This is a genomic window from Ferrovibrio sp. GW821-FHT12B10 (genome assembly GCF_058807515.1).
The window spans coordinates 2,310,114-2,335,414 of record NZ_JBXAQT010000001.1 but is presented as its reverse complement, the minus strand read 5'-3'; the positions used below and the strand labels follow the sequence as shown (position 1 = coordinate 2,335,414).

General features: G+C 65.0%; 22 protein-coding genes. 8 read left to right on the top strand and 14 right to left on the bottom strand.

Annotation, left to right across the window (positions count from 1 at the left end):
• Position 1: 1 nt before the first annotated feature.
• The 4 genes from yidC to rpmH are packed head-to-tail and all read right to left on the bottom strand — an operon-like array spanning position 2 to position 2,602.
• Entirely contained in the window at positions 2-1,807 is a 1,806-nt protein-coding gene (gene yidC / locus AC1RRT_RS11795) for a membrane protein insertase YidC (RefSeq protein WP_493013993.1), read from the bottom strand.
• The gene (gene yidD, locus AC1RRT_RS11790) at positions 1,807-2,073 is read right to left on the bottom strand and encodes a membrane protein insertion efficiency factor YidD (RefSeq protein ID WP_493013992.1); all 267 of its coding nucleotides are present in this window, start codon (positions 2,071-2,073) and stop codon (positions 1,807-1,809) included. The genes yidC and yidD overlap by 1 nt, the downstream gene beginning before the upstream one ends.
• Positions 2,070-2,456 carry a ribonuclease P protein component gene (rnpA, locus tag AC1RRT_RS11785; protein WP_493013991.1) on the bottom strand — a complete coding sequence of 129 codons (387 nt, stop codon included), beginning with the start codon at positions 2,454-2,456 and terminating at the stop codon, positions 2,070-2,072. The genes yidD and rnpA overlap by 4 nt, the downstream gene beginning before the upstream one ends.
• An 11-nt stretch (positions 2,457-2,467) precedes the next feature.
• Positions 2,468-2,602, bottom strand: a complete 135-nt coding sequence (gene rpmH, locus AC1RRT_RS11780) for a 50S ribosomal protein L34 (RefSeq protein ID WP_492972160.1) — start codon at positions 2,600-2,602, stop codon at positions 2,468-2,470.
• Positions 2,603-2,908: 306 nt separating this feature from the next.
• Here rpmH and rpmB point away from each other — a divergent pair, with 306 nt between their 5' ends.
• Entirely contained in the window at positions 2,909-3,202 is a 294-nt protein-coding gene (gene rpmB / locus AC1RRT_RS11775; RefSeq protein ID WP_493013990.1) for a 50S ribosomal protein L28, read from the top strand.
• A gap of 67 nt (positions 3,203-3,269) precedes the next feature.
• On the opposite strand, the gene AC1RRT_RS11770 is transcribed toward rpmB, so the two are convergent.
• Entirely contained in the window at positions 3,270-4,211 is a 942-nt protein-coding gene (locus AC1RRT_RS11770) for an esterase-like activity of phytase family protein (RefSeq protein ID WP_493013989.1), read from the bottom strand.
• Positions 4,212-4,326: 115 nt separating this feature from the next.
• Between AC1RRT_RS11770 and AC1RRT_RS11765 the strand changes: the two genes are divergently transcribed.
• On the top strand, positions 4,327-9,252 hold the full coding sequence (locus tag AC1RRT_RS11765; protein WP_493013988.1) for a PAS-domain containing protein: 4,926 nt from the start codon (positions 4,327-4,329) through the stop codon (positions 9,250-9,252).
• Between the two features lie 30 nt (positions 9,253-9,282).
• Here the strand turns inward: AC1RRT_RS11765 and cobT are convergent, their stop codons facing one another.
• From cobT to AC1RRT_RS11750, 3 genes are all read right to left on the bottom strand, one after another.
• Complete coding sequence (cobT, locus tag AC1RRT_RS11760) at positions 9,283-11,166, bottom strand: cobaltochelatase subunit CobT (protein ID WP_493013987.1); 1,884 nt, start codon at positions 11,164-11,166, stop codon at positions 9,283-9,285.
• Positions 11,167-11,220: 54 nt separating this feature from the next.
• Positions 11,221-12,222, bottom strand: coding sequence for a cobaltochelatase subunit CobS (gene cobS / locus AC1RRT_RS11755; protein ID WP_493013986.1), 1,002 nt, complete (start codon positions 12,220-12,222; stop codon positions 11,221-11,223).
• Positions 12,223-12,308: 86 nt separating this feature from the next.
• On the bottom strand, positions 12,309-12,923 hold the full coding sequence (locus tag AC1RRT_RS11750) for a J domain-containing protein (protein ID WP_493013985.1): 615 nt from the start codon (positions 12,921-12,923) through the stop codon (positions 12,309-12,311).
• A 106-nt stretch (positions 12,924-13,029) separates the two neighbouring features.
• Between AC1RRT_RS11750 and AC1RRT_RS11745 the strand changes: the two genes are divergently transcribed.
• Positions 13,030-13,311 carry a BolA family protein gene (locus AC1RRT_RS11745; RefSeq protein ID WP_493013984.1) on the top strand — a complete coding sequence of 94 codons (282 nt, stop codon included), beginning with the start codon at positions 13,030-13,032 and terminating at the stop codon, positions 13,309-13,311.
• A gap of 164 nt (positions 13,312-13,475) precedes the next feature.
• Positions 13,476-13,787, top strand: a complete 312-nt coding sequence (locus tag AC1RRT_RS11740) for a ribbon-helix-helix domain-containing protein (RefSeq protein WP_493013983.1) — start codon at positions 13,476-13,478, stop codon at positions 13,785-13,787.
• Here AC1RRT_RS11740 and AC1RRT_RS11735 read toward each other — a convergent pair.
• From AC1RRT_RS11735 to AC1RRT_RS11725, 3 genes are read right to left on the bottom strand one after another with little or no spacing between them, the layout of a single operon-like run.
• Complete coding sequence (locus tag AC1RRT_RS11735) at positions 13,741-14,631, bottom strand: AEC family transporter (protein WP_493013982.1); 891 nt, start codon at positions 14,629-14,631, stop codon at positions 13,741-13,743. The genes AC1RRT_RS11740 and AC1RRT_RS11735 overlap by 47 nt on opposite strands.
• A gap of 4 nt (positions 14,632-14,635) precedes the next feature.
• Positions 14,636-15,769, bottom strand: a complete 1,134-nt coding sequence (gene aroB, locus AC1RRT_RS11730; RefSeq protein ID WP_493013981.1) for a 3-dehydroquinate synthase — start codon at positions 15,767-15,769, stop codon at positions 14,636-14,638.
• A 9-nt stretch (positions 15,770-15,778) separates the two neighbouring features.
• On the bottom strand, positions 15,779-16,417 hold the full coding sequence (locus tag AC1RRT_RS11725; protein ID WP_493013980.1) for a shikimate kinase: 639 nt from the start codon (positions 16,415-16,417) through the stop codon (positions 15,779-15,781).
• Between the two features lie 167 nt (positions 16,418-16,584).
• Here AC1RRT_RS11725 and AC1RRT_RS11720 point away from each other — a divergent pair, with 167 nt between their 5' ends.
• From AC1RRT_RS11720 to AC1RRT_RS11705, 4 genes are all read left to right on the top strand, one after another.
• On the top strand, positions 16,585-16,716 hold the full coding sequence (locus AC1RRT_RS11720; protein ID WP_493013979.1) for a hypothetical protein: 132 nt from the start codon (positions 16,585-16,587) through the stop codon (positions 16,714-16,716).
• A 5-nt stretch (positions 16,717-16,721) separates the two neighbouring features.
• Positions 16,722-18,641, top strand: coding sequence for a hypothetical protein (locus AC1RRT_RS11715; protein ID WP_493013978.1), 1,920 nt, complete (start codon positions 16,722-16,724; stop codon positions 18,639-18,641).
• A gap of 6 nt (positions 18,642-18,647) precedes the next feature.
• Positions 18,648-19,559, top strand: coding sequence for a site-specific tyrosine recombinase XerD (locus tag AC1RRT_RS11710; protein ID WP_493013977.1), 912 nt, complete (start codon positions 18,648-18,650; stop codon positions 19,557-19,559).
• Between the two features lie 381 nt (positions 19,560-19,940).
• The gene (locus AC1RRT_RS11705; RefSeq protein ID WP_493013976.1) at positions 19,941-20,918 is read left to right on the top strand and encodes an HpcH/HpaI aldolase/citrate lyase family protein; all 978 of its coding nucleotides are present in this window, start codon (positions 19,941-19,943) and stop codon (positions 20,916-20,918) included.
• Between the two features lie 150 nt (positions 20,919-21,068).
• Here AC1RRT_RS11705 and AC1RRT_RS11700 read toward each other — a convergent pair whose 3' ends face one another.
• The 3 genes from AC1RRT_RS11700 to AC1RRT_RS11690 are packed head-to-tail and all read right to left on the bottom strand — an operon-like array spanning position 21,069 to position 25,247.
• Positions 21,069-23,036 (bottom strand): polysaccharide biosynthesis protein, encoded by a 1,968-nt coding sequence (locus AC1RRT_RS11700; protein WP_493013975.1) that lies wholly within the window; start codon positions 23,034-23,036, stop codon positions 21,069-21,071.
• 4 nt (positions 23,037-23,040) lie between these two features.
• The gene (locus AC1RRT_RS11695; RefSeq protein WP_493013974.1) at positions 23,041-24,057 is read right to left on the bottom strand and encodes an MraY family glycosyltransferase; all 1,017 of its coding nucleotides are present in this window, start codon (positions 24,055-24,057) and stop codon (positions 23,041-23,043) included.
• Positions 24,054-25,247, bottom strand: a complete 1,194-nt coding sequence (locus AC1RRT_RS11690) for a glycosyltransferase family 4 protein (protein ID WP_493013973.1) — start codon at positions 25,245-25,247, stop codon at positions 24,054-24,056. The genes AC1RRT_RS11695 and AC1RRT_RS11690 overlap by 4 nt, the downstream gene beginning before the upstream one ends.
• Between the last annotated feature and the right edge of the window lie 54 nt (positions 25,248-25,301).

Below are 25,301 nucleotides of genomic sequence, written 5' to 3'. Positions count from 1 at the left end.
CTTACTTCTTCGACTTGGACGTCGGCTCAGGCGTCTCGGCGCCACCGCCGATCTTCACGCCCATGCGTTTCATGATCACATACTGCTGCAGGATCGACAGTGTGTTGTTCCAGCTCCAGTAGATCACCAGGCCGGCGGCAAAGCTGCCCAGCATGAAGGTGAAGACGATCGGCATCAGCGCGAAGATCTTCTGCTGCACCGGATCCGGCGGCTGCGGATTCATCTTCATCTGCAGGAACATTGAAACGCCCATGATGATCGGCCAGACGCCGATCGAGAGAATCTGCAGCGGGCCCAGATGCGGCACATCCCAGGGCAGGAAGCCAAAGGCATTCAGCCAGGTGGTCGGATCGGGCGCAGAAAGATCGCGGATCCAGCCATAGAAGGGCGCATGACGCATCTCGATGGCGATGTAGAGCACCTTGTAGAGCGCAAAGAAGACCGGGATCTGCAGAAGGATCGGCAGACAGCCGGCGGCCGGATTGACCTTTTCCTTCTTGTAGAGCGCCATCAGCTCCTGCTGCATCTTGGCGCGATCCTCACCGTATTTCTCGCGCATCTTCTGCATCTCGGGCTGCAGCTTCTTCATCGCGCTCATCGAGACGTAGGACTTGTAGGCGAGCGGGAAGAACAGCAGCTTGACGATCACGGTAACCGCCAGCATGGCCAGGCCGATATTGCCCAGCAGGCCCTTCAGATACTCGATGCTGTAGAACATCGGCTTGGTCAGGAAGTGGAACCAGCCCCAGTCGATCGACAGCTCGAAGCGCGCGATCTTCTGCTGCTCTTCATAACGGTCCAGCAGACGCACTTCCTTGGCGCCGGCGAACAGCATTGCATTGCTGCTGATGGTCTTGCCCGGCTCGAGCTGTTGGCCCGCGCCGAGATAGTCGGCCTGGTAGCGCTCAAGGCCGGTGGCCGGCTTGGCATGGCTGAAGCGTGCCTTCACGGTCTGGTCCGGACCGGGCACCAGCGCGGTCTGCCAATACTTGTCGGTGAAGCCGATCCAGCCGCCGATGCTGTCGAATTCGCGGCCCTTGTCGTCAGCGAGATCCTTGTAGCTGAATTCCTTCAGCGTGCCCTTGTCGTCGGCCTTTTCGCGCGTCACGCCCACCGGGCCTTCATGCAGGATGTAGAGGCCATCGGTATGCGGTGTGCCATGACGCGAGACCAGGCCATAGGGGAACAGCGTGATCGCCTGGCCACCCTTGTTCTCGACCGTCTGCACCACAGTGAAGAGATAGTTGTCGTCCAGCGTGATCTTGCGACCGAAGACCAGGCCCTGGCCGTTGTCCCAGGTGAGCGTGACAGTCTCGCCCGAACGCAGCACGTCCTTGTCGGCCGTCCAGCGCGTCTGCGCATTGGGCAGCGCGGCGCTGTTGCCGGCGACAGTCCAGCCGAACTCGGCGTAATAGGGCGACGGGCCACCGGCCGGCGACAGCAGATGGATCGCCGGGCTGTCGGGCTGGATGGTTTCCTTGTATTCGGGCAGCACCACATCGTCGATGCGGCCGCCGGTCAGGTTCAGCGAACCGGTCAGGCGCTTGCCGTCAATCTTCACGCGCGGGCTGTCGGCCAGCGCCTTGTCGCGGGTGGCCGCCGGATCGAGCTGCTGCGCCAGGCTGGGCAACTGCGGCAGGCCGCCACTGGCAGTCGGCGCACCGGGCGCCTGCGGGGCAGTGGTCTGAGTCGCGGCCTGCTGCTGGCGCAGCTTTTCCTGCTTCGGCGCTTCCACGAAGAACTGGAAGCCGAGCATGATCGCAACCGACACTACGATCGCGATGATGAGATTCTTCTGGTCGGACATCAGACTGAGCCTTGCTGAACGGATGACGAGGTAGGCGTAACAGACTTTTGTGGCACTGGATCGTAGCCGCTGCCGCCCAACGGATGGCAACGCGCCAGCCGCCGCACGGCGAGATAGCCGCCACGGCTCGCACCATGCTTTTCCAGTGCCTCGAGGGCATAGCAGGAGCAGGTCGGCTGGAAGCGGCAGTTATGCCCGATCCAGGGCGAGAGTACGAGGCGGTAGGCCTGCACGGGCAGAGCCAGCAGACGAGCCAGCGGCGTCATGCCGCACCTCCAGTCTGCCGGCCTGATTCCTGGGCTACATCCTGCCAGAGCTTCAGTTTCTTGAGGGCCGATTCCAGATCACGGCGCAGGGCCGCGAAATCACGCGCCGGAGTCGCCTGGCGAGCGACCAGCACATAGTCATGGCCGGAAACGGCATGAATGGGGAGGATATCCTGCACCAGCGCCTTCAGGCGGCGGCGGGCGCGATTGCGGGCAACGGCGTTGCCCACCTTGCGGGATGCGGTGAAGCCGACACGACGGCAGTCCTTCTCCCCGGGCGCGGCCTGCAGCAGCAGTCCCGGCAGCGCCACGCGCCGCTCGGCCGCCTGCACCCGGAGATAATCCGCGCGGCGGCGGAGTCGTTCGACACCGCCCGTCGCCATCGCGGACTGACTTAGGCCGAAAGCTTCTTGCGGCCCTGGGCGCGGCGGGCAGCGATGACTGCACGGCCGCCGACAGTGGCCATGCGGGCGCGGAAACCATGGCGGCGCTTGCGCACCAGCTTGGAGGGTTGATAGGTCCGTTTCACAGCGGCTCTCCGTCTGACAGCCGGCTTTTCCGCGGAAAACCGCAAAAAAGCCTCAACACAACATACAAATGCGGGGGCCTGCGGAGGCCCCTGCAAAATCGGTCCCGCTGTATAGGGGGTCGCCGGGGAGGAGTCAACGCGAGATTCCGGGCATTTAAAGCCGTATTTTCCGGCCTTTAGGGGGCGCCGGCGGCCGCCGGCACGGATTCCCCGCCGGGATGGGTTTTGCCGGTTGACGGGGTGGGACCCAGTCCCTATAACCGGCCACCAAATTTGCGACAAACACTGGAAAGTTAGAGGTTCACCATGGCTCGTCGTTGCGAAGTCACCGGCAAGGGCGTTCAGAGCGGCAACAATGTCAGCCACGCCAACAACAAGACCCGGCGTCGCTTCCTGCCGAATCTGCATGTCGTTTCGCTGATCAGCGAAGCACTGGGTCGTGATGTCACGCTGCGCGTGTCGAGCCATGGCCTGCGCTCGGTCGAGCATAACGGCGGCATCGACAACTGGCTGCTGAAGACCAAGGACGAGCTGCTGTCGAGCCCGGCCCGCGTCATCAAGCGCAAGATCAAGAAGGCCCTGGCCGCCAAGGCCGCCTAAGCCCTTCGGCTTTACGAATTCCAGACGCCCGCCGGCAGCGATGCCGGCGGGCGTTTTCGTTTTCACACTATTCGGTCAGCCGGAAGACCATCAGCAGCGTCCGCTGCAGCAGGTTCTGGTTGTCGTCCGACATCACATAGAGCCAGATGCTGCCATCGGCGGCGCGGCGCATGTCCAGCGCCTCCATGTTGTCGACCGAAACCGGCCGCGCCCATTCGGCCAGCAGCGTGCTTTTCAGCACCGCACCGGGTTGGATATCGGCAGCAGCAATGCGACTCAGGCGCGCTTTCGGGCCCACCAGCGGCGTGAAATAGCGCTCCAGCACGATCACATCGCCATTCGGCAGGGTCACCGCATCGGTCGGCTTGAAGTCGTTTCGCGCCGGCCAGGCTAGGTCATGCCAGCGCCCGTCACGCAGCAGCCAGGCCGCGCTGTCCTCCTTGTTGCCGCCAACGAGTGCCTGCATATCCTCGCTGAACATCAGCAGATCGCCGTTGGCAAAGGCCGCGATCGCTTCGATGCCGCCATTGTCGGGCTGCACCGTCACCGCCGGCGGCACCTGCAGCGCCCCGGTGGCCGCACCGCCCGGCGCATCGTAGAACCACAGACGATGCGCGCGCTCGAACGACACCAGCCAGCGGCCATCGGGCACGCGCCGCAGCCCTTCGGCATCGCTCAGGACCTTACGCGTGATCGGTGCGTCGTTGGCGTCGCGCAGCGGCTGAATGTCGCCGGCCGCGATCTCCACGGGCAATCCAGCCTCGTTGCGCCGGAAGTCCAGCCGCAGCCAGTGACCGGTATCGGCAATGGCCCAGAGGCCGCCGCCATCGCCATCCACCACGATGCCCGAATAGCCGCCGAACACCCCGCCATCGGCGGCCAGGATCAGGCCGCCCAAATACTGCAGGCTGCCCACCCGGTCCTGCGCCGGTTCGTCGGGATTGAGCTGCAGGATAGCACTGCGGATCGCGACCGGTTCGGCCCGGGCCGGGCCGCCCCCGACAGTCATTCCCAGCCATAAAAGGAAGGCGAATAACGTCGCAGTCCCCAACCTTCTCAAATGTTTACCTTGGCTGAGAGCCGGCATTGGGTATGCTTCCGCAAGTGGAGGAGTATCCGTATTCATGGTCGACAAGGTTGCAGACAAATCCCAGACCGCCCAGCAGGCCAGCGGCCTGATGCGGGTGCCGGCGCTGTTCGTCGGCGCCATGATCCTGCTCTTCACCGTCATGCTCGGGCTGCAACTCTACCGGCAATATAATGACGAGATTGCGGCGGGGCGGGCAACCGCCCGCTCGATGGCCAACCTGCTGGAGGAACATGCCGGCCGCAGTATTGGCGCCATCGACATCTTCCTCATCAATTTCGCCGAAACCATGAGCGGCATGGCCGGAACCGGCCAGGCCAGCAGCCAGACGGCGCTGCGCCAGCGCATGAACGCGCGCCTGGCCGACCTGCCGCAGGTGCGCGCCTTCATCGTGCTGGATGAGAACGGCGACTCCATCATGGACAGCGGCGCGATGCTGCCGCGCAGCTTCAATGGCGCCGACCGGCCCTATTTCCAGTTCCACCGCGACCAGGCGCATGGCGGGCTCTTCATCGACGAACCGCGCCAGAGTCGCATAAACAACATGTGGGGTATCAGCGCCAGTCGCCGCATCAACAAACCTGATGGCAGTTTTGGCGGCGTGATAGCCCTCTCGATCGAGCCGGAATATTTCCTCAGCTTCTACCGTGATTCCGTTATCGACACCGGGAATTCACTGGTGCTGTACCACGCGTCCGGCATCCGCATCGCCCGCGTGCCGGAGAACGGCCCCGGCATCGGCACCTCGGGCCGGAACCTGTCGATCTTCAAGCCGCCATATGCAGGCCGGCCGCGCATCGACATTATCACCGAAGGCGGCGTCGATGGCGTCGTGCGCTATCTGGCCGTCAATCATGTTTCGGGCTACCCGCTGATCATCAGCGTGGGCGTGGCGCGCGATAACGTGCTGTCGAACTGGAAGGAGAACCTGGCTTTCTCGGTTGTGGCAATCATGGTTGCCGCCATTGCCGGTCTTGGCTTCCTGATCATCCTGCAGCGGCAGATGCTGCAGCGTCATTCCGCCGAGCAACGCCTGAGCGATGCGATCAGCAGCCTCTCGGACGGCTTCCTGCTCTACGACCAGAATGATCGCCTGATCCGTTCCAATCACCGTACCGTCGAACTGCTGCCGACACTGGAACCGGTGGTAAGCCAGTCGCCTCACTACATCGATGCGCTCACAGCGCTGGAAGCCGATTTCGGCGACGCCACCAAAGAACAGCGCGCCCGCCGGATGGAATACCGGCGCCACATGCTGCGGGAAAAGCGCCAAGGCTACCAGTTCGAGCGCCGCACCAAGGACGGACGCTGGCTGCGCTTCACCGTCAACCCGACGCAGGACGGCGGCGCCGTCGACATCATCACCGACATAACTGCGCTGAAGGAAGCCGAACAGCGTCTGCGCGACGCCATCGACAGCCTGGCGGAAGGCTTCGCGCTGTTCGGGCCCGATGGACGCCTGATCACGGTCAACAAGCGCTATTACGAACTGACCGGCCATGATGAAAACGTCATCAAGCCGGGTATCCACAATGAGGAGATCATGGCCAGTATAATGGCCAAAGTAAAAGTCGTAGGCGGCGAGATGGAAGCGGCCGCTCACGTGGCCAAACTGCGTGCCGATTTTGCGCGCCCCAGCGGCAAGCCCTTCGACATCACGCCACGCCCAGGTTACTGGCTCCGTACCGTGCGTCATTCCACCAGCGACGGCGGCGTCATCAGCATGGTCGCCGACATCTCCGATCTGAAACAGGCCGAGGGACGCCTGCGCGCCGCCATTGAATCGCTGGCCGATGGCTTTGTCCTCTATGACGCCGACAGCCGCATCGTTCTGGCCAATCGGCGCTTCTACGAACTGAGCGAGCATGACCCCGACATCGTCGGGGCCGGCATGACCTATGAGGAATTGCTCGACATCATCATTGCACGCCGCGTGGCGGCCTGGCCGGGCCAAGACCAGACCGAGTATCGCGCACGTCTGCTGGAAGAGCATCGCAACCCGACCGGCCGTCCGTTTGACCGCGAGGCGCGACCGGGCGTCTGGGTTCGCAGCCTGCGCCACCGCACCGAAGACGGCGGCACCATCGTGGTGATGAGCGACATCACCGATCTCAAGCTGGCCGAAAGCCGTCTGCGCGACGCCATCGAAGCGCTGGCCGAGGGCTTCATCCTGTTCGGCCCCGACGGCCGCATGGTGATGGCCAACCACCGCTATTACGAACTGTTCGACGTCTCTCCCGAGGAGCTGCATCCAGGCGTCACCATCGACGAGGTCGTGGATGCGGCAGCCGAACGACGCAAGCGTTCGTGGCCCAATGCCGATCATCAGGGTTACATCACGGCCGCCCGCGCCGATTACCACAATCCTTCGGGTAGGCCGGTCGACGGCGAATTCCTGCCTGGCCGCTGGCTGCGCAACGTGCGCCACCGCACCATCGACGGCGGCACCATCCTGGTCGCTACCGAGATCACCGACCTCAAGCTGGCCGAGAACCGCCTGCGCGACGCCATCGAAACGCTGACCGAGGGCTTCGTGCTCTACGATCGTGATGGGTACATGATGATGGCGAACCACCGCTATTACGAGATGACCCGGCACGACACCAGCATCGTCAAGCCTGGCATCCATTTCAGTGAGCTGATGCGCATCACCGTCCAGCGCCAGGCCGATTTCGACCACGACTTCGATGTCGACGGTTATGTTACATCCCTGACCAGGGAATTCCAAAATCCAACCGGCAAGCCGATCGATGCCGAGCCCTTCCCCGGTGTCTGGCTGCGCATGCAGCGCCGGCGCACCGGCGACGGCGGCATCATCACTGTCTTCAACGACATCTCGGATCTGAAGCTGGCCGAGCAGAATCTGCGCGACGCCATCGATGCCATCAGCGACGGCTTTGCCCTTTATGACGCCGATGACCGCCTGGTTCTGTTCAACGAACGATTCGTCGATCACAGCCGTCGGATGGCCGATGTCATCAAGCCCGGGGTGCCGTTCGAAGAGCTGATCCGCACCGCTGTCGAACGCGGGCTGATGAAAGTGCCACCGGGCCAGTCGACCGAGGACTGGATTGCCGAACGGGTCACGAACCACCGCAATCCGCAGGGCAAGGCCTTCGAGCGGCACCTGGAAGACGGCCGCTGGCTGCTGGTGCACGAGCAGCGCACGGTCACCGGCGGCACTGTGGGCATCGGCACTGACATCACCGCAATCAAACAGGCCGAGCGCCAGCTTTATGACGCCATCGAAAGCATTTCCGACGGCTTCGTCCTCTATGACAAGGACGAGCGCCTGGTGCTGAGTAACAGCAAGTACCGCGAGCTGTACAAGGAAATCACCGACCACCTGAAGCCCGGCGCCACCTTCTCGGACATCCTGAAGGCCAGCATCCAGCGCGACACCATCGATCTCGACCAGCAATTCCTCGACGACTGGCTGCAGGAGCGCATCGAGCAGTTCCGCAAGGGCAGCGGCAGCACTGAGACCCGCCTGGCCAACGGCCGTTGGGTGCGCAATACCGAACGCCGCACCTCGGATGGCGGCGTGGTCGGCATCCGCACCGACATCACCACGCTGAAGGAACAGCAGGAGGCGCTGCGCCGCAACATCGCCGACCTGGAGGCCGCCAAGCGCCAGGTGGAACAGCAGTCCTTCCGCATGCGCGAGTTGGCCGACCGCTTCGCCCAGGAAAAAGAACGCGCCGAGGAAGGCAGCCGCGCCAAATCGGAATTCCTGGCAATGATGAGCCACGAAATCCGCACGCCGATGAACGGCGTGCTGGGCACTATCGGCCTGCTGCAGAACACCGATCTCACCAAGCATCAGCACAAGCTGATCAGCACGGCGCGCGAATCTGCCGAACACCTGCTGACCCTGATCAACGACATCCTGGATTTCTCCAAGCTGGAGGCCGGGCGCATTGATCTGGAGAACATCGACTTCGACCTGCCGCATCTGATCGAGAGTGCGATCTCGATGATGAACCCGCGCGCCGTGATGAAGGGCCTGCATATGTCGAGCGAAGTGCCGCTCGACACGCCGCGCTTCCTGAAGGGTGATCCGGGCCGTCTGCGCCAGATTCTGTTCAACCTGGCCGGCAATGCCATCAAGTTCACCGACAAAGGCGGCATCAGGCTGATCGTCACCACAGAGAAGCTCGATCACGGCCGCTACAGCCTGACGGTCAAAGTCACCGACAGCGGCATTGGCATTCCCGCCGACAAGATCGACCGCCTGTTCGGCAAGTTCAGCCAGGCCGACAGCTCGATTGCCCGGCGCTTCGGCGGCACCGGCCTTGGCCTCGCGATCTCCAAGCAACTCGTCGAACTGATGGGCGGCGAGATCGGCGTGACCAGCGAAGAGGGCAAGGGCAGCACCTTCTGGTTCACCCTGCCGCTGGAAGAAGGCCAGGCGGTGGTCACCGAAGTGCAGGACATGAGCACCGATGGCCCGGCCACGCAGAAGGCCCTGCGCATCCTGGTCGCCGAGGACAATCAGGTGAACCAGATGGTCATCAGCCTGATGCTGCGCCAGCTCGGCCACCAAGTCGATGTCGTCATCAACGGCATCGAGGCCTGCGAGCAGGTGCAGAAGGTGCCCTATGACCTGGTGCTGATGGATATGCAAATGCCCGAAATGGATGGCATGACCGCCACCCAGACTATCCGTCGCCTGCCCCAGGCCTGCGCCACCATCCCGATCATCGCGCTGACCGCCAACGCGATGGAAGGCGACCGTGAACGCTACATCGCGTCCGGCATGGACGACTATGTAGCCAAGCCGATTTCGCTGCCGCAGCTGATCGCGGCGATGAATCGTGCGCTGGGAGGCAGCAGCGGCCAGGTCAATCCGGTTGCCGCGCCGCCGCCGGAACCGCCGGTCCCCGCACCCGATCCAGCCCTCAATGAAAAGGCCAAGGCGGGCCTGGGGAATCTGCTGGCGTCGCTGAAAAAGCTGAAGTGACGCTGCCGGCCTGAGCAGGCGAGGCAAGCATCAGGCCGCGCGGCTGCGCCCCTTGCCGGCACCGGTGCGTCCGCGGCCCGGCTGCTCGCCGGTCTCGTCAAACAGTTCGGCGAGCTTTTCCATCATCACGCCGCCCAGCTGTTCGGCATCCACGATGGTGACCGCGCGCTTGTAATAGCGCGTGACGTCATGGCCGATGCCGATGGCGGTGAGCTCGACCGGTGAACGGCGCTCGATCCAGTCGATCACTTCGCGCAGGTGGCGGTCGAGATAATTGCCCGGATTGACCGACAGCGTGGAATCGTCGACCGGCGCGCCGTCGGAAATCACCATCAGGATGCGACGCTGCTCCTGCCGGGCGATCAAACGGTCATGCGCCCACATCAGCGCCTCACCGTCGATATTCTCCTTCAGCAGACCTTCACGCAGCATCAAGCCGAGATTGCGGCGCGCCCGGCGCCAGGGCGCATCGGCACCCTTGTAGACGATATGGCGCAGGTCGTTCAGGCGGCCCGGCTGGGCCGGCTTGTTGTCGGAGAGCCACTTCTCGCGGCTCTGGCCGCCCTTCCAGGCGCGCGTGGTGAAGCCAAGGATTTCGACCTTCACGGCGCAGCGCTCCAGCGTGCGGGCCAGGATATCGGCGCACATCGCCGCCACCGTGATCGGGCGGCCGCGCATGGAGCCGGAATTGTCGATCAGCAGCGTCACGACCGTGTCGCGGAAATCCGTGTCGCTTTCCTGCTTGAAGCTGAGCGGTACGGTCGGGTTGGCCACCACGCGGGCCAGACGCGCGGCATCCAGGATGCCTTCCTCAAGATCGAAATGCCAGGAGCGCGACTGCTTGGCCATCAGGCGGCGCTGCAGCCGGTTGGCCAGCTTGCCGACCACCGATTGCAGGTTGCTGAGCTGCTGATCAAGGTGATGGCGCAGCCGCGCAAGTTCCTCGGCGTCGCAGAGATCGTCGGCGCCCACCACTTCATCGAACTGCTTGGTATACGCCTTGTAAGCCGCCTCGCGGTTGTGGCCCATCATGTCAGACGTTGGCGGACGGCGGCCTTTGCCGGCCTCCTCGCCAGAACCAGCGACCTGCTCCTCCATGCCGGCTTCGGCATCCATCTCGACGGACTCGCCGCCCGAGGCATCGGAGGAATCGGCCTGCTCCATGCCGCTGCTGGCGGCCTCGCCCTGTTCGGAATCGGAACCGTCGGACTCGCTCTGCGGCTGCTGGCCCTGGCTGTCCTGATCCTCGCCCTCATCCTCGTCGTCGAGGTCGCCGCTCTCGTCATCGACGAGCTCGAGATCCTTAATCAGCTTGCGCGACATTTTCGCAAAGGCGCGCTGGTCGTTCATGTTGGCGAGCATGGCGTCGAGATCGGCGCCGCCCTTCTCCTCGACCCAGTCGCGCCACAGCGCCACCATCTTCTGCGCCTGCTTGGGCACCGGCTCGCCGGTCAGGCGCTCGCGCGCCAGCAGTCCCAGCACATCGGACAAGGGGGCCTCGGAGCGGTCCTTGACCTTGGCATAGCCCCTGGAACGACAGCGGTCTTCCAGCGCGGCATTCAGGTTCTTGGCCACACCGGCCATCCGCGTCGCGCCGATGGCCTCGACACGGGCCTGCTCCATGGCGTCGAACACCGCGCGCGCGGTGCCGCCCTGGGGCAGCAGCTTGGAATGGAGAGCATCGTCGTGATGGCGCAGCTTCAGCGCCATGGCGTCGGCCAGGCCGCGGATCTGTGCCACCTCGGCGGCCGGCAGGTCGCGGCCGGGCACCGGCAGGCGCGCGCGCTTGCCGCGCAGGCCCGGGGTTTCAGGCCCGAAGCTGACCTGCACATCCTGGTCGCGCGAGATCGCTCGCGTGGCGGCAGTCAGCGCACGCTTGAATGGCTCGATCGGATTTTCCGGCTTGCTGGCCATCGCCTGCGCACTCCAGACCGGGGCGGCCCCGGTTTAGTTCAGGTCGGCCCGACCTTAGTTCAGATCAGCCTTGGCGGCGGTTTCCGGCAGTTCCTCGCCGAAGCAGCGCTGGTAGTACTCGGCCACCAGCGGGCGCTCCAGTTCGTCGCACTTGTTGAGGAAGGTGAGACGGAAGGCGAAACCGACATTGCCAAAGATGCGCGCATTCTCGGCCCAGGTGATCACTGTGCGCGGGCTCATGACGGTCGAGATATCGCCGTTGATGAAGCCAGCGCGGGTCAGTTCGGCCACCGCGACCATGTTCTGGATCGCCTTCTTACCCTTGTCGCCGGTGTAGCTCGGCGACTTGGCCAGCACGATGGCGCTTTCGTCCTCGGCCGGCAGGTAGTTCAGCGTGCAGACGATGCTCCAGCGGTCCATCTGACCCTGGTTGATCTGCTGCGTGCCGTGATAGAGGCCCGTCGTGTCGCCGAGGCCGACCGTGTTGGCGGTCGAGAACAGGCGGAAGCCCTTGTGCGGGCGAATGACGCGGTTCTGATCGAGCAGCGTCAGCTTGCCTTCCACTTCCAGCACGCGCTGGATCACGAACATCACGTCGGGACGGCCGGCGTCGTATTCGTCGAAGACCAGCGCCACCGGCGACTGCAGCGCCCAGGGCAGGATGCCTTCACGGAACTCGGTGACCTGCTTGCCGTCGCGCAGCACGATGGCATCCTTGCCGACCAGATCGATGCGGCTGATATGGCTGTCGAGATTGATGCGCACGCAGGGCCAGTTCAGGCGGGCGGCGACCTGCTCGATATGCGTCGACTTGCCGGTGCCGTGATAGCCCTGGACCATGACGCGACGGTTGTAGGCAAAGCCGGCCAGGATGGCGAGCGTGGTCTCGCGGTCGAAGCGGTAGTTCGGATCGAGGTCCGGCACATGCTCGCTTGGCTGGCTGAATGCCGGCACCTTCATGTCGCTGTCGATCCCGAAGACATCGCGCACGGAAATAGTGATATCCGGCAGATCGGCTGCCGGCTGGGAAACAGGCTTGGTCTGAAGGGCCGTCATCGTCACTCTCAAACGTTTTTGGGCTTCAAGTTCGGTGTCAGGCGTCTTGTCCGGACTTGTTTACGCGCCGTGGGGGAGATCAGGGGTCAAGTATAGCCGCGTGATTGCAGGAAGGCATAGGCTTGGGTGATGCTTTTCAGCCGGTCTTCGGCCGCTTTATCGCCGCCATTGGCATCCGGGTGATAGCGTTTCACCATTCGTTTGTACTGCGCCTTGATATCGGCCTTCCGCAAGGGGAGGGTCAATTGGGACAAGTCGAAGCCAAGCGTCACCAGAGCATCGCGCTCCTTGGGATCGAGCTGCAGTTCGGCACGCGTCTTGCGGCGTTCGGCGCCCAGCTTGATGCCGACCTCGGCGAGAATCCCCAGGTCATCCTTGACCCAGACCTGCGGTTCGTCGGCCTGCGGCTTGGTGCCCAGCTTCCAGGTCGGCCGGTGGCCCAGTGGATCCAGGCGCTGATAGCGCTGGATATCGGCATCCGACATGCCACGGAAAAAGTCCCAGCCGGCGTTGTACTGGCGCACATGGTCGAGGCAGAAATGCCACTGGCCATCGTGGCGCTCGCGGCTTTTGGGGGCCGGAAACCGCGCCTCTTCCTGACAGCCGGGATGGTCGCAGCGCTTCAGCCGGCGACGCCCGAAAGCGGCTTCCGCCTCGGCGTCGAGAAACAGTTTTTGCTGGGCAGTCCGGGCACGCGGCATGACTGGTAAAGTATGGGTCGAAGGGGGGATACTGGCAAGGCAATAGCCGGTGCCCTGCACTATCATAAAACCTGCATTTTTCTTGAGTGTTACGGGATTTTTTATCATGTCGATCGCCGCCCGCATCCGCGACAAACTGACCGAAGCCCTCAATCCCAGCCATTTCGAGCTGGTCGATGAATCCGCCATGCATGCCGGCCATGCCGCCATGAAGGGCCTGGCGGCCGGGGAGACCCATTTCCGGCTGCGCGTGGTGGCCGAGCGCTTCCGCGGGTTGAGCCGGGTGCAGCGCCAGCGCCTGATCTACCAGATTCTGGCCCAGGAACTGGAAGACGGGCTGCATGCCCTGGCAATCACGGCGCAAAGCCCAGACGAGCAAAAGAGCTAATTCCGCCAATGGGTTGATTCGCCTATACAACCTGATTCACGCAGGATTTCCAGATAATACAACCTTTTCCTTTGAATTCTTAACGGACATCCATTATAGGTTGCGGTATGCCAATGACACGCCAGCCGCAGCATCCCACCCCCGCCTTCGGCGGATCCAGCCTCGTGACCCGCAATCTGCGGCTGGGGCGCGGGCGAACGAGCATCCGGCTCGAGCGGCTGGAATGGGCGGCGCTGGACGCGATCTGCACGGCGGAGAATATCGACCGCCACATGTTCGCCGCCCAGGTCGACCGTGACCCGGCCCGTCGTGAAAAGACCCTGACCTCGCGCGTGCGCAGCGCCATCCTGTCCTATTTCGTGGCGCGCTCGGGCATCGCTATCGCGGCGCCGACCGGTGTCGCCCGCGAAGCGCTGCTCAACCTGGGGATCAGCCCAGCACCAGGGCCAGCAGGGCAGGAAGAGTCGCGAAACTAAGCAGGGTGGAAATCACCACCAGGCTGGCGACCGTCTGCGGGTCCCGGTTGTAACGCAGCGCGAAAATGTAATTCACCACCGCAACCGGCATCGCGCACTGGATGATGAAGACGCCGCGCGCGGCGCCCTCCAGGCCCAGCAGCCAGCTCAGACCGAAACCCACCCCGATCCCCGTCAGCAGCCGCAGCGCCGAGAGCAGCAGGCCGCGCCGCAGATCGTTCACCTTCAGCGTCGCCAGCGACACGCCCAGCGTGAGCAGCATCAGCGGAATGGCGATGCCGCCGGTCACCTGCAGGCTGCGCATCACCCAGCCTGGCGGGTGCACTTCCAACAGATTGCCGATCACGCCGATCAGCACGGCGTAGATCATAGGCGAGCGGAAAACTTCCTTCAGATTGCCGCGACCCGCCATGATCGACTGGCCCAGCGTGAAATTGCCCAGCGAGCCGACGGCAAAGAACAGGATCGCCAGCGCCAGGCCCGGCTGGCCATAGGCGAACAGGCTGAGCGACAGCCCCGCATTACCCGAATTGGGAAACGTCAGCGACGAGACATAGCTGCGGATCGGCAATTTAAGCAGATAGAGCGCGCCGGCATTGATCGCCATGAAGGTGGCCAGCGCCACGAAGGCGGCAAAGGCCATGGTGCCCATCATGCCGCGGTCGACGTCCGCCATCAGCAGCGTGTGGATCACCAGGCAGGGCGTGCCGATATTGGTGACCAGCAGGCTGATGCTGTCGACCTGGAATGGCCGGCCGCGCCTAGCCCAGAGCCAGCCGATGCCGGTCATCACCAGCAGCGGCGCAATGACCGAAAAAACCTCGACGACAAGAGACAACGGCATGAGGTCAGGCCGCGCGGCCCGAAACGCCGCCCAGTTGCTCGGCCAGCAACGTCAGCACGGCCTGCGGCGCGACATCGCGCTTCTCCACCGCGCGGCCGATGGCTTCGGCCAGGATGAAAACCAGGTTGCCGTCCCGCACCTTCTTGTCCTGCTTCATGTGATCGAGCAGCACGGCAGGCTTGAACGCGCCCGCGCCATCCACATCTGTCAGCTTCGCCGGCAGGCCGCTCTCGGCCAGATGGCGTTCCACGCGCGGCGCGAGATCGTTTGCGCAAAGTCCGAGCTGCGCCGAGAGCCGGAAAGCCAGTGCCATGCCGACCGCCACCCCCTCGCCATGCAGCAGGCGTTGCGAATAGCCGGTTTCCGCCTCCAGCGCATGGCCGAAGGTATGCCCCAGATTGAGCAGCGCGCGTTCGCCTTCCTCGCGTTCGTCGGCCGCGACAATCCGCGCCTTGTGGGCACAGCAGCGCGCGACGGCTTCCGTGCGCAGCGCCATGTCGCCGGCCAGCAGCCTCGCGCCGTTCTGTTCCAGCCAGGCATAGAAATCGGCGTCGCCCAGCAGGCCGTATTTCACCACCTCGGCATAGCCGGCGCGCAGCTCGCGCGGCGACAGCGTATCCAGCAGCGCCACATCGGCCAGCACGAGCTTGGGTTGGTGGAAGGCGCCGATCAGGTTCTTGCCCTGACGGCTGTTGATCGCGGTCTTGCCGCCGACTGAGCTGTCGACTTGCGCCAGCATGCTGGTCGGCACCTGGATGAAATCCATGCCGCGTCGGAGCACGGAAGCCGCGAAACCGACAAGATCGCCGATCACGCCGCCACCCAGAGCAATCAGGTGATCGCGGCGCTCAACCTTCAGCGCCAGCAGGGATTCGCACAGATGCTCGAGGCCGGCATAGGATTTCTGCTTCTCGCCGGGCGGCAGGATCACCGTCTCGCAACCGATATTCTTCAACGCCAGGGCACGGCGCAGGGTATCGAGATGATGCTTGGCCACATTTTCGTCGGTGACGATGACGACGAAGGGCCGGCGCAGCAGCGGCGCGATATGCTCGCCGGCGCGTTCCAGCAGGCCGCCGCCGACCTGGATGTCATAGGCGCGCTCATCAAGGGCGACGCGGACAGTCTGTTCTTTCATGATCTCACTTCACTCATCGGGGCCGATACGGCCATGGCCCGGCGGATGCTTTTGCGCCAGCTCGCGGTATTCCTCCGGCAGAGCACGCAGGATGTCCTCGATCACGGCATCATGCGGGCCATCGACGCTCATCACCGTGATGTCGGCCTCGGCATAGACAGGATAGCGTTCGGCCATCAGGCGCGACAGCGTGCCGCGCAGGTCGCCGCCAGCCAGCAGCGGGCGGTTGCCGGGCCGGCGCGAGCAGCGCTTGGCCAGCACATCGAGTTCGGCTTTCAACCAGATCGAGACGCTGCGTTCGCGGATGCGGGCGCGCGTCTCCCCGTTCATGAAGGCGCCACCGCCGGTGGCCAGCACGATCTGCGGCTGGTCGAGCAGGCGGGCAATCACCTTGCGCTCGCCGTCGCGGAAGGCGGCCTCGCCATGCTCGGCGAAGATTTCCGGAATCGCCGCGCCCGCCGCCTTCTCGATCTCGACATCGGCATCCAGGAAAGCGAAGCCGAGCCGATGGGCCAGGCGGCGGCCGACCGAACTCTTGCCCGCGCCCATCAGGCCGACCAGGACGATGCTGCGCAGCCGGCCTTCGCCGGTCGCGGAAGGGGACTCGGAGGGGGCGGCAGCGGCGGAGACGGTATCGATGGTGCTCACGCCCATTCTCGTATGCTTTGCGACTCGTATCTTGGACCCGCCAAGAAGCGATGGGGGTCCGAATTCGGGTGTACCAGCAGCCCGCCGATTGCCTGGAAAGGGCCGCACCGATAGAATAAAGCAATCGTTTCACAATTCCAGTTCGGAGCGGACGCCGCATGGCCCGTATGTCGCTTATCCTGGTCGCTTTCCTGATCCTGCTGGTCGGCGGCGGCACCGCCTTCCTCGCCAGCTGGGACATTCCGGCACCGCGCGGCAAGGTCGAGAAGGTGATACCTGCCGACCGCCTCGGCAAATAACCACCATGCGCGCCCTGGTCCCGGCCCTTGCGCTGGCTGTCCTCACGGCCGGCCCGGCCGCCACGCAGCCGGTGCGCCTGATCCCGCCGGATCAGACGCAACAGGACCAGCAGCCTCAGCAGAACACCATGCCGCTGGGCATGCAGGCGCCGGCAGCACCCGCGCCTGCCGCCCCGCCCACCATGATCGCGCCCATTCCCGGCGGCGGCCTGCAGGTCGAAACCCAGCAGCTGCAGCCTCTGCCGGCACCAACGCCCGCTCCGGCGCCTGCTCCGGCACCCGCTACCGCCGATGCCCCCGCTGACGGCAAGGCACCCGATTTCGTCATCCAGCCGCTGAAGGCACCCGATCCCTCCTCTGCCGGCCTGCTCGACGATGGCAATGGCGGTCTCGGCTCAGGGATGTGGCAGCGGAGCAGCCGTCCCCAGGCCCTGCAGGCGCTGGGTGTGCTGCCCGCGCCGGTCGCAGCGCCGGCCTTGCGCGACCTGCAGCGCCGCCTGCTGCTCACCATCGCCGAAGTGCCGCCTGGCAACGACACCACGCCTTCGATCCTCGGCCTGCGCGTGGCGCAGCTGATGAAGCTTGGCCGCATCAGCGAGGCCGAGCGCCTGGCGCCATCCGGTCCGAGTGCGCCGAAAGATTCCGTCTTCAAGGAACTGCCGTTCAATCTGGCGCTGCTGAAGAACGACGTGCCGCGCGCCTGCGAGATCGCCGATGCCGGCCTGCGCGACGAGCCGTCCGCCACCTGGCAGAAGGCCGCGGTCTTCTGCCGCTACCTCGCCAAGAACATTCCCGGCGGCGACCTGGCGCTGAGCCTGTGGCGCGACGGCCCCAAGGATGCGAACGAACCCGCCGATCCGGCCTTCAACGCGCTGGCATCCGTGCTGCGCGGCGATGCGCGGGCCAAGATCGACACGTTTGGCGGCCCGGTCACCCCGCTGCATTTCGCCATGCTGCGCGCCAGCGGGCGGCCGCTGCCCAAGGACACGCTCGAGCAGGCCTCACCTGCCGTGCTGGTCATGGTCGCAGGTTACGACAAGGCCGATGCCGAGACCCGGCTGATGGCCACCGAACGCGCCGTCAGCTTCGGCGCGCTGCCGCCCGAGCTGCTGGGCGAAGCCTATGCCGCCGTCGAGATCTCGGATGCGCAGCGGGCCACGCTGATCGCCGGCATCGGCAGCGGCAAAGAGAAGAGCGTGCGCGCCGCCGCGCTGATCTATCAGCAGGCCCGCGCCACCACCGAGCCGAAGACCCGCGCCGAGCTGATCCGCCGCGCCCATGACCTGAGCGTGGCCCGCAATCTGCTGCTCACCACCGCCGCCGTCTACAAGCCGCTGCTGGTCAACCTGACGCCCAACGAGAACAGCATCCACGCGGCCCCGGCCGTGATCCGCATGGCGCTGGCGTCGGGCGACCTGGGCCTGGCGCGGCTGTGGCGCACCACGCTGATGGCGCTGCCGCCCGAGCGCGACAATGCCGGCGATATCGTCGCCACCGCCTGGCCGCTGCTGCTGATCGCCGGCGAAGACGGCGAATGGCGCGACAGCCGCTACGAAGCCTGGTGGGCCGCGCAGGACGAGCTCTCACCGCCCGACCGCATCGCCCGCGCCGCGCAGCTGCTGACGCTGGCCGAAGCGTCCGGCATCGCGGTGCCGCCCGAGCGCTGGGACGCGCTGCTCAATGCCGCGGCGGCGGCCACCGCGCGCGTGCCGCCGGCCGGCCTGTGGCGCAACCTGCAGCGCGCCGCGATGAGCAAGGCCAAGGCCGAAACCATCGCACTGTCGCTGGCCATGCTCGGCGGCAACGGCAGCCTGGATGCCGATGGCCAGAGCCTGGCCACCGCGCTGGAAGCGCTGCGCGCCGTCGGCCTAGTCGGCGAAGCGCGCCAGATCGCCCTCGAAGCCGCCCTGCTGCGCGGCTTCTGACGCTGCATGGCGCGCGCCAGCCGCCATATCGACAGCTTCCTCGAGATGCTCAGCGCCGAGCGCGGCCTGGCCAAGAATTCCCTGCTCGCCTACCAGACCGATCTCGCCGAGTTCAGCGGCTTCATCGCGGCGCGCGGCGAAAAGCCCGAGACCATCGGCATCGATAGTTTACGCGCCTATGTGCAGGGCCTGCATGATGCAGGCCTGAAACCCGCCACCGCCGCGCGGCGTCTGTCGGCGCTGCGACAATTCTTCAAGTTCATGGTGCAGGAAAACATCCGCACCGACGATCCGGCCGCCCTGCTCGATGCGCCCAAACGTGCGCGGCCATTGCCCAAGCTGCTCAGCGAGGGCGAGGTCGATCTGCTGCTGCAGGAAGCCCGCAGCCTGCGCGACGATCCCGCCGAAAGCCTGCGCCTGACCGCGCTGCTTGAAATCCTCTATGCCACCGGCCTGCGCGTCAGCGAGTTGGTCTCGATGCGCTGGCCGCCGTTTGGCGATGACGACCGGTTTCTGGTCATCCGCGGCAAGGGCAACAAGGAACGGCTGGTGCCGCTCTCCGAACCGGCGCGTCAGGCCATCGCGGATTACGCCGGCTGCCGCGCCGTGTTCATGGAAACCAAGACTTCGCCCTGGCTGTTCCCCTCGCGCGGCGAAAGCGGCCATCTGACACGCCAACGCTTCGGCCAACTGCTCAAGGAACTGGCCATCGCCGCCGGGCTGATGCCGTCAAAAGTCTCGCCCCACGTTTTGCGTCATGCCTTCGCCAGCCACTTGCTGGCCCATGGGGCCGACCTGCGCGCCGTGCAGAAGATGCTGGGCCATGCCGATATCAGCACCACGCAGATCTATACCCACGTCCTGGAAGCGCGGAAACAGGCGCTGGTGCGCCAGCATCACCCGTTGGCCAAGGGCTAAACCGGCTGTCGGCGTCGAAACTGGTGCTGTAGGCGTCGAAATTGATGCTGTAGCCGTCAAATCCGGTGCTGTAGACATCAAAACTGATGCTGTAGACGTCAAATTCCGTCTTATTCGTCCTTATTCGACCCTTACCCGGCGTTATTCCGGTCTTATCGGGCGCTTATTCCTCCTTATTGGCCCCTTATTCGCGCTTATCGGCGTTTATCCGTGTTCGCACGGCATACAAATGTATGCCGAGACTATAAGAACATATAGGATACAATATATAGGATAAAAGTCAAATTCCGACCCTAACTCCCTCCCCTTACGTCATGCTTGCCAAGCCGGGCCCGGCTAGTTAGCAGTTGCAGCATAGAAAAAAGAGGGAGCGTTGCCGCCATGAGCTTCAAGACCATCACCCCTGCGCCGGCCCGGCTGAACCGCTGCGAGCTGGCGGTGCCCGGCAGCAATGTGAAGCTATTCGAGAAGGCGGCGAAATCCGCCGCCGATGTGATCTTCCTCGATCTTGAAGACGCCGTGGCGCCCGACGACAAGCCGCAGGCGCGCAAGAATATCGTGGCCGCCCTGCATGATGTGGACTGGGGCCGCAAGGTGATGTCGGTGCGCATCAATGGCCTCGACACCCATTACATGTATCGCGATGTGGTCGAGGTGGTGGAAGCCGCCGGCGACAAGCTCGACCTGATCATGGTGCCCAAGGTCGGCACGGCGGCTGACATCTATGCCGTCGACATGCTGCTGACCCAGATCGAGACCGCCAAGGGCTTTAGTAAGCGCATCGGCATCGAGGCGATCATCGAGACCGCCCTGGGCATGCAGAATATCCACGAGATCGCGGCGGCCTCGCCCCGCATGGAAAGCCTGCATTTCGGTGTCGCCGATTACGCCGCCAGCACGCGCGCCCGCACCACCTCGATCGGCGGGCCGAATGCGCTGTATGGCGTGCTGACCGACAAGGATGGCGACAAGCCGCGCGACTACTTCTGGGGCGACATGTGGCATTACGCCATTTCGCGCATGGTGGTGGCGGCGCGCGCCAATGGCCTGCGCCCCATCGACGGGCCGTTCGGTGACTTCTCGGACAACGAAGGCTACAAGGCGCAGGCCAACAGGGCTGCCATCCTCGGCTGCGAAGGGAAGTGGGCGATCCATCCCAACCAGATTCCGCTGGCCAACGAGGTCTATACGCCGCCGGAAGCCGAAGTGACCAAGGCCAAGCGCATTCTGGAAGCCATGAAGGACGCGCAGGCCAAGGGCCAGGGCGCGGTGGCGCTGGATGGTAAGCTGATCGACATCGCCTCCATTCGTCAGGCAGAGGGCATCGTCAAGCAGGCCGAGCTGATCGCGAAGGGGTGAGGTTTCCTACCCTCGTCATTAGTTTGCACGTTTCGCCAGCAAAAAATGACGTCACCCTCGGGCTTGTCCCGAGGGTCCATCTGCGCGTTCCAATGCTCTGATGGCTGGAGTGGATCCTCGGAATAAATCCGAGGATGACGGCTTTGCTGTCTACTTCGCCGCCGTATCGGCCACGCGGGGCACTTCGCCATTCGGCGCGTGATGGAATTCCGGCACCAGTTGCGCCAGCAGGCGCAGCAGCGAAGCCGTGTCGCGGCTGCGCGCCGCCTCGGTCAGCGCGGCGATGGCGCGATCCAGTTCGGCGCGGTCGATCACGCGCGGTGCCGCCAGCAGCACGCCATCCTGCGGCGTCGGCATGGTGGTCTCGTCGCTGTGCAGCACTTCCTCATAGAGCTTCTCGCCAGGACGAAGCCCGGTGAAGACGATCTTGATGTCGCGGTCAGGATGCAGACCGGCCAGGCGGATCATCTGCTGCGCCAGATCGCGGATGCGCACCGGCTCACCCATGTCGAGCACGAAAATCTTGCCTTCGGCGCGCAGCTGGGCGCCCGGCATGGCGGCGGCCTGCAGGATCAGCTCGACCGCTTCGCGCGTCGTCATGAAAAAACGCGTGACTTCGGGATGCGTCACCGTCAGCGGCCCGCCATTGCTGAGCTGGCGCTGGAACAGCGGGACGACGGAACCCGACGAGCCCAGCACATTGCCGAAGCGCACGGTGACATAATGCGTGCCAGCGCCGGCCTCGAGATCGAGGCCCGATTCTAAATCCAGACTCTGGCAGACCATTTCAGCCACGCGCTTGCTGGCACCCATCACATTGGTGGGGTTGACCGCCTTGTCGGTGGAGATCATCACCATGACGGCAACGCCGTGGCGCTTGCAGGCCTGCGCCACGATCTGCGTGCCCAGCACATTGGTCAGCACGCCCTCGCCGGTATTGGCTTCCACCAGCGGCACATGCTTGTAGGCCGCGGCATGCAGCACGATCTCGGGCCGATGCGCGGCGAAGGCGGTCTCGACCGCATCGGCGTTGCGCACATCGCCCAGCACGGCCAGCCGCGTCACGCCGGGGAAGCGCTCGGCCAGTTCCATGTCGATCTGGTACAGCGCATGCTCGCTCTGCTCGAACAACACGATCGCGGCAGGCTCCAGCGCCGCAACCTGACGCACCAGCTCCGAGCCGATGGTGCCGCCGGCGCCGGTGATCAGCACGCGCCGGCCCGCGATGAGCCGGGTGACCGGCCCGCGATCCAGCACTCGCTGCGGCCGGCCGAGCAGGTCTTCCACATCGACGGGGCGCACCTGCTGGGCCTCGCCCTCCTTGCGGAATTCGGTGAGGCGCGGCAGGCGGGCGACGCTGATGCCGAACTGGGCGGCATCGTCGACCAGGGTGCGGATGGCGCGACCGTCATAGCGATCGTCGGCGATGATGATGCGGCGCGGATGATCGACATCTTTCATGTCGGCCAGGATGGCGGGCAGGTCGCCGCGCTGGCCGAGCACGCGGATGCCACGCATGTCGCGGCCGCGCCGGCCTTCGGAGTCATCCAGGATGCCGACGACGCGATACTGGCCGCCGCGCTGCATCTCGCGAATGAAGGCATCGGCGGCGACGCCAGAACCCAGCAGCAGCACCGGCACGCGCTTGTCGTCGCCGCGCTTCAGCGCCGCGATCAGGCTGCCGTCCTTCCAGCTGCGATACAGCATGCGCGGCCCGGCCAGCAAAGCCACCAAAATGAAAAACTGTAAAATCGAGGCGCTGCGCGGATAATCTTCCAGGCGGGTGATCAGGAACAGCAGCACGACAAAAATCAGGATCGACAGACCGGCGGCGCGCAGGATGGCGGTGACATCGCGGATCGAGGCGAAATGCCAGATGCCGCGATACAGGCCCGAAAGCCAGAACATCACGGCGGAGACGGCGACAAAGCCGGCGGTCTCCTGCATCCAGTCGGCGGGATCCCAATGCTGATCGGCGATGCCGTAGCGCGCCCACAGCGCGAGCTGGAACGACAGGGCAGCCATGACAAGATCATGCAGCGCCACCAGCATGACGCGGTGGTTCAGGCGCAGATGAGATGCGCGCTGGCGCTTGGGCGATGCGGGTGAGTCGGCCATGCCGTCACTCTACCCGCTGGGCCGCCCTGGCGAAATACCCACAGAGCGCGGCCGTCAGCAGGATCGCCGCCACCAGCGCGGCGATGGCGGCGGTCAGCGACTGCAGGCTGATGACCGCCAGCAGGATGAGCATCGCATTCAGCACCGCGATGCGCCCGGCGACGCCGGCGTGGCTGAGGCGCGCCGTGGCCTGCTGGTAGAAATGGCTGCGATGGGCCTGCCAGACCTTTTCGCCGCGCAGCAGGCGGCGCAGCAGCGTGACTGTGGCGTCAAACCAGTAATACATCGGCAGGATCAGCGCCGCCGCCCAGGCGCCCGAGAAGGCCAGCAGCAGCAGCAGGACGCCGAGCAGATAGCCGGCCGGCACGCTGCCGACATCGCCGAGGAAGACTTTCGCCCTGCCCCAGTTCCACGGCAGGAAGCCGATGGCCGCCGCCGCCACGATCAGCGCCGGGCCGTTGGCCAGACCGTCGAACAGCAGGGCCGTGACGATCACGCTGCCCAGACCGATGGTCGTCATTTCGACGCCGGTGATGCCGTTGATGCCGTCCATGAAGTTGAACAGGTTGGTGAACCAGATCCAGCCGAAGAACAGGATGATGCGTTCGAGCCAAACCGGCACCAGACCCTGCGTGACGCTGGCGAAATCGGGCAGCACCGCCAGCACGGTGCCGATGGCCGCCGCCTGCAGGCCCAGACGCAGGCCGACCGGCAGGCCGCCGCGCCGGTCGTCGAGCCAGGAGACCAGCGCCAGCGCCATCATGCCCAGCAGCACCAGCGCGAAATCCTCGCTCGGGTCGTAAACCAGCCAGGCGATGCAGCCGAGCAGGATACCGCCGGTGACGGCGATGCCGCCGCCGCGCGGCGTGACCACCACATGGCTGGAGCGTTCGTTCGGAATATCCATGATCGCACGGCGCTGCAGCCAACCGATCAGCGGTTTCAGCGACAGGCCGACGAACAGCGCCACGGCCGCGGCGATGCCCAGCGTGATCAGCCAGTCCAGCGCGATATCGCTCACAGCGTTTCCCCCTGCTGCACCAGCAGCCGTTCATAGACGGCGAGACTCTCTGCGATGAACTGCTCGACCGAGAATTCGGTCACCGCGATCTCGCGGCCGCGCGCCGCCAGGCGGCGGCGCAGGACGTCATCCTTGAGCAATCTTTCAATCGCGACCGCCGTGGCGGGGGCATCGGCGACCGGCACCAGCAGGCCGTTTTCCTCGTCCCGCACCACTTCGCGGCAGCCCGGTGCGTCGGTGGTGACGATGGCGCGCCCGATGGCCGCGGCCTCGATCAGGCCACGCGGCAGGCCTTCGCGATAGGACGGCATCACGATGATATGGGCGCGCGCCAGCATCGCCGGCATGTCCTCGGCGAAGCCCCAGTATTCGACGATGCCATCATCGATCCACTGCTGAAGCTGCGCCGGCCCCACATCGGTGGGATTGTCCGGGTCGTGCCGGCCGACCAGCACGAAACGCGCGCCGGTGTGCCGCAGCTTTGCGGCGGCGCCGACGAATTCGTGCACGCCCTTGTCGCCCAGGAGGCGCGCGGGGAACATCACCACGGGCGGCGCATCGGCGCGCACCGGGGGTTCGGGCTGCTCGCGGAATTTCTGCATGTCGACGCCGCAGCCCCGGATCATCACCTGGGGGCCGGACAGCAGGTGGCGCGCGCGGAAGGCGGCGAGATCGTCCGGATTCTGGAAGATGGCGATGCTGTTGCGATGGCGCAGCGCGAAGCGGTAGAGCGGCTCGAGCAGGCGACGCATGGCAGCGGCCTTCGCATCCTGACGGATGAACAGGAAACCCAAGCCGGTGATGGCATGCACGACCGCCCGGACAGGGCTGAGCCGGGCGGCGAGGCCGCCCCAGATCACCGGCTTGATCGAGACCAGATGCGCCAGGCGCGGCCGCAGCCGCCAGTACAGCGCCAGCAGCGCCAGCAGCAGGCGCAGCTCGGCCAGCGGATTCAGGCTGCCGCGCGCCAGCGGGATGGCATGGAAATGGTAACCCTCTGCGGTCAGGCGGGCGGCCAGGACCGGATCGGCCGGGGCCGCCACATGGACCTCCCAGCCGCGCGCCCGCATCGCCTGCCCGATGGGCTGGCGGTGGGTGGTGAAGAACAGCGCCTCCTGCACCACTAGGAGCAGACGGCGGCCGCCCCCAGTCTGACGGGGCTGAGTCCGCCTGGGCTGATCATGGGCCATGACCGGCCTCTACCGGCTGGCGCGGGGGCGGTCAAGCGGTCAATCTCCCTTATC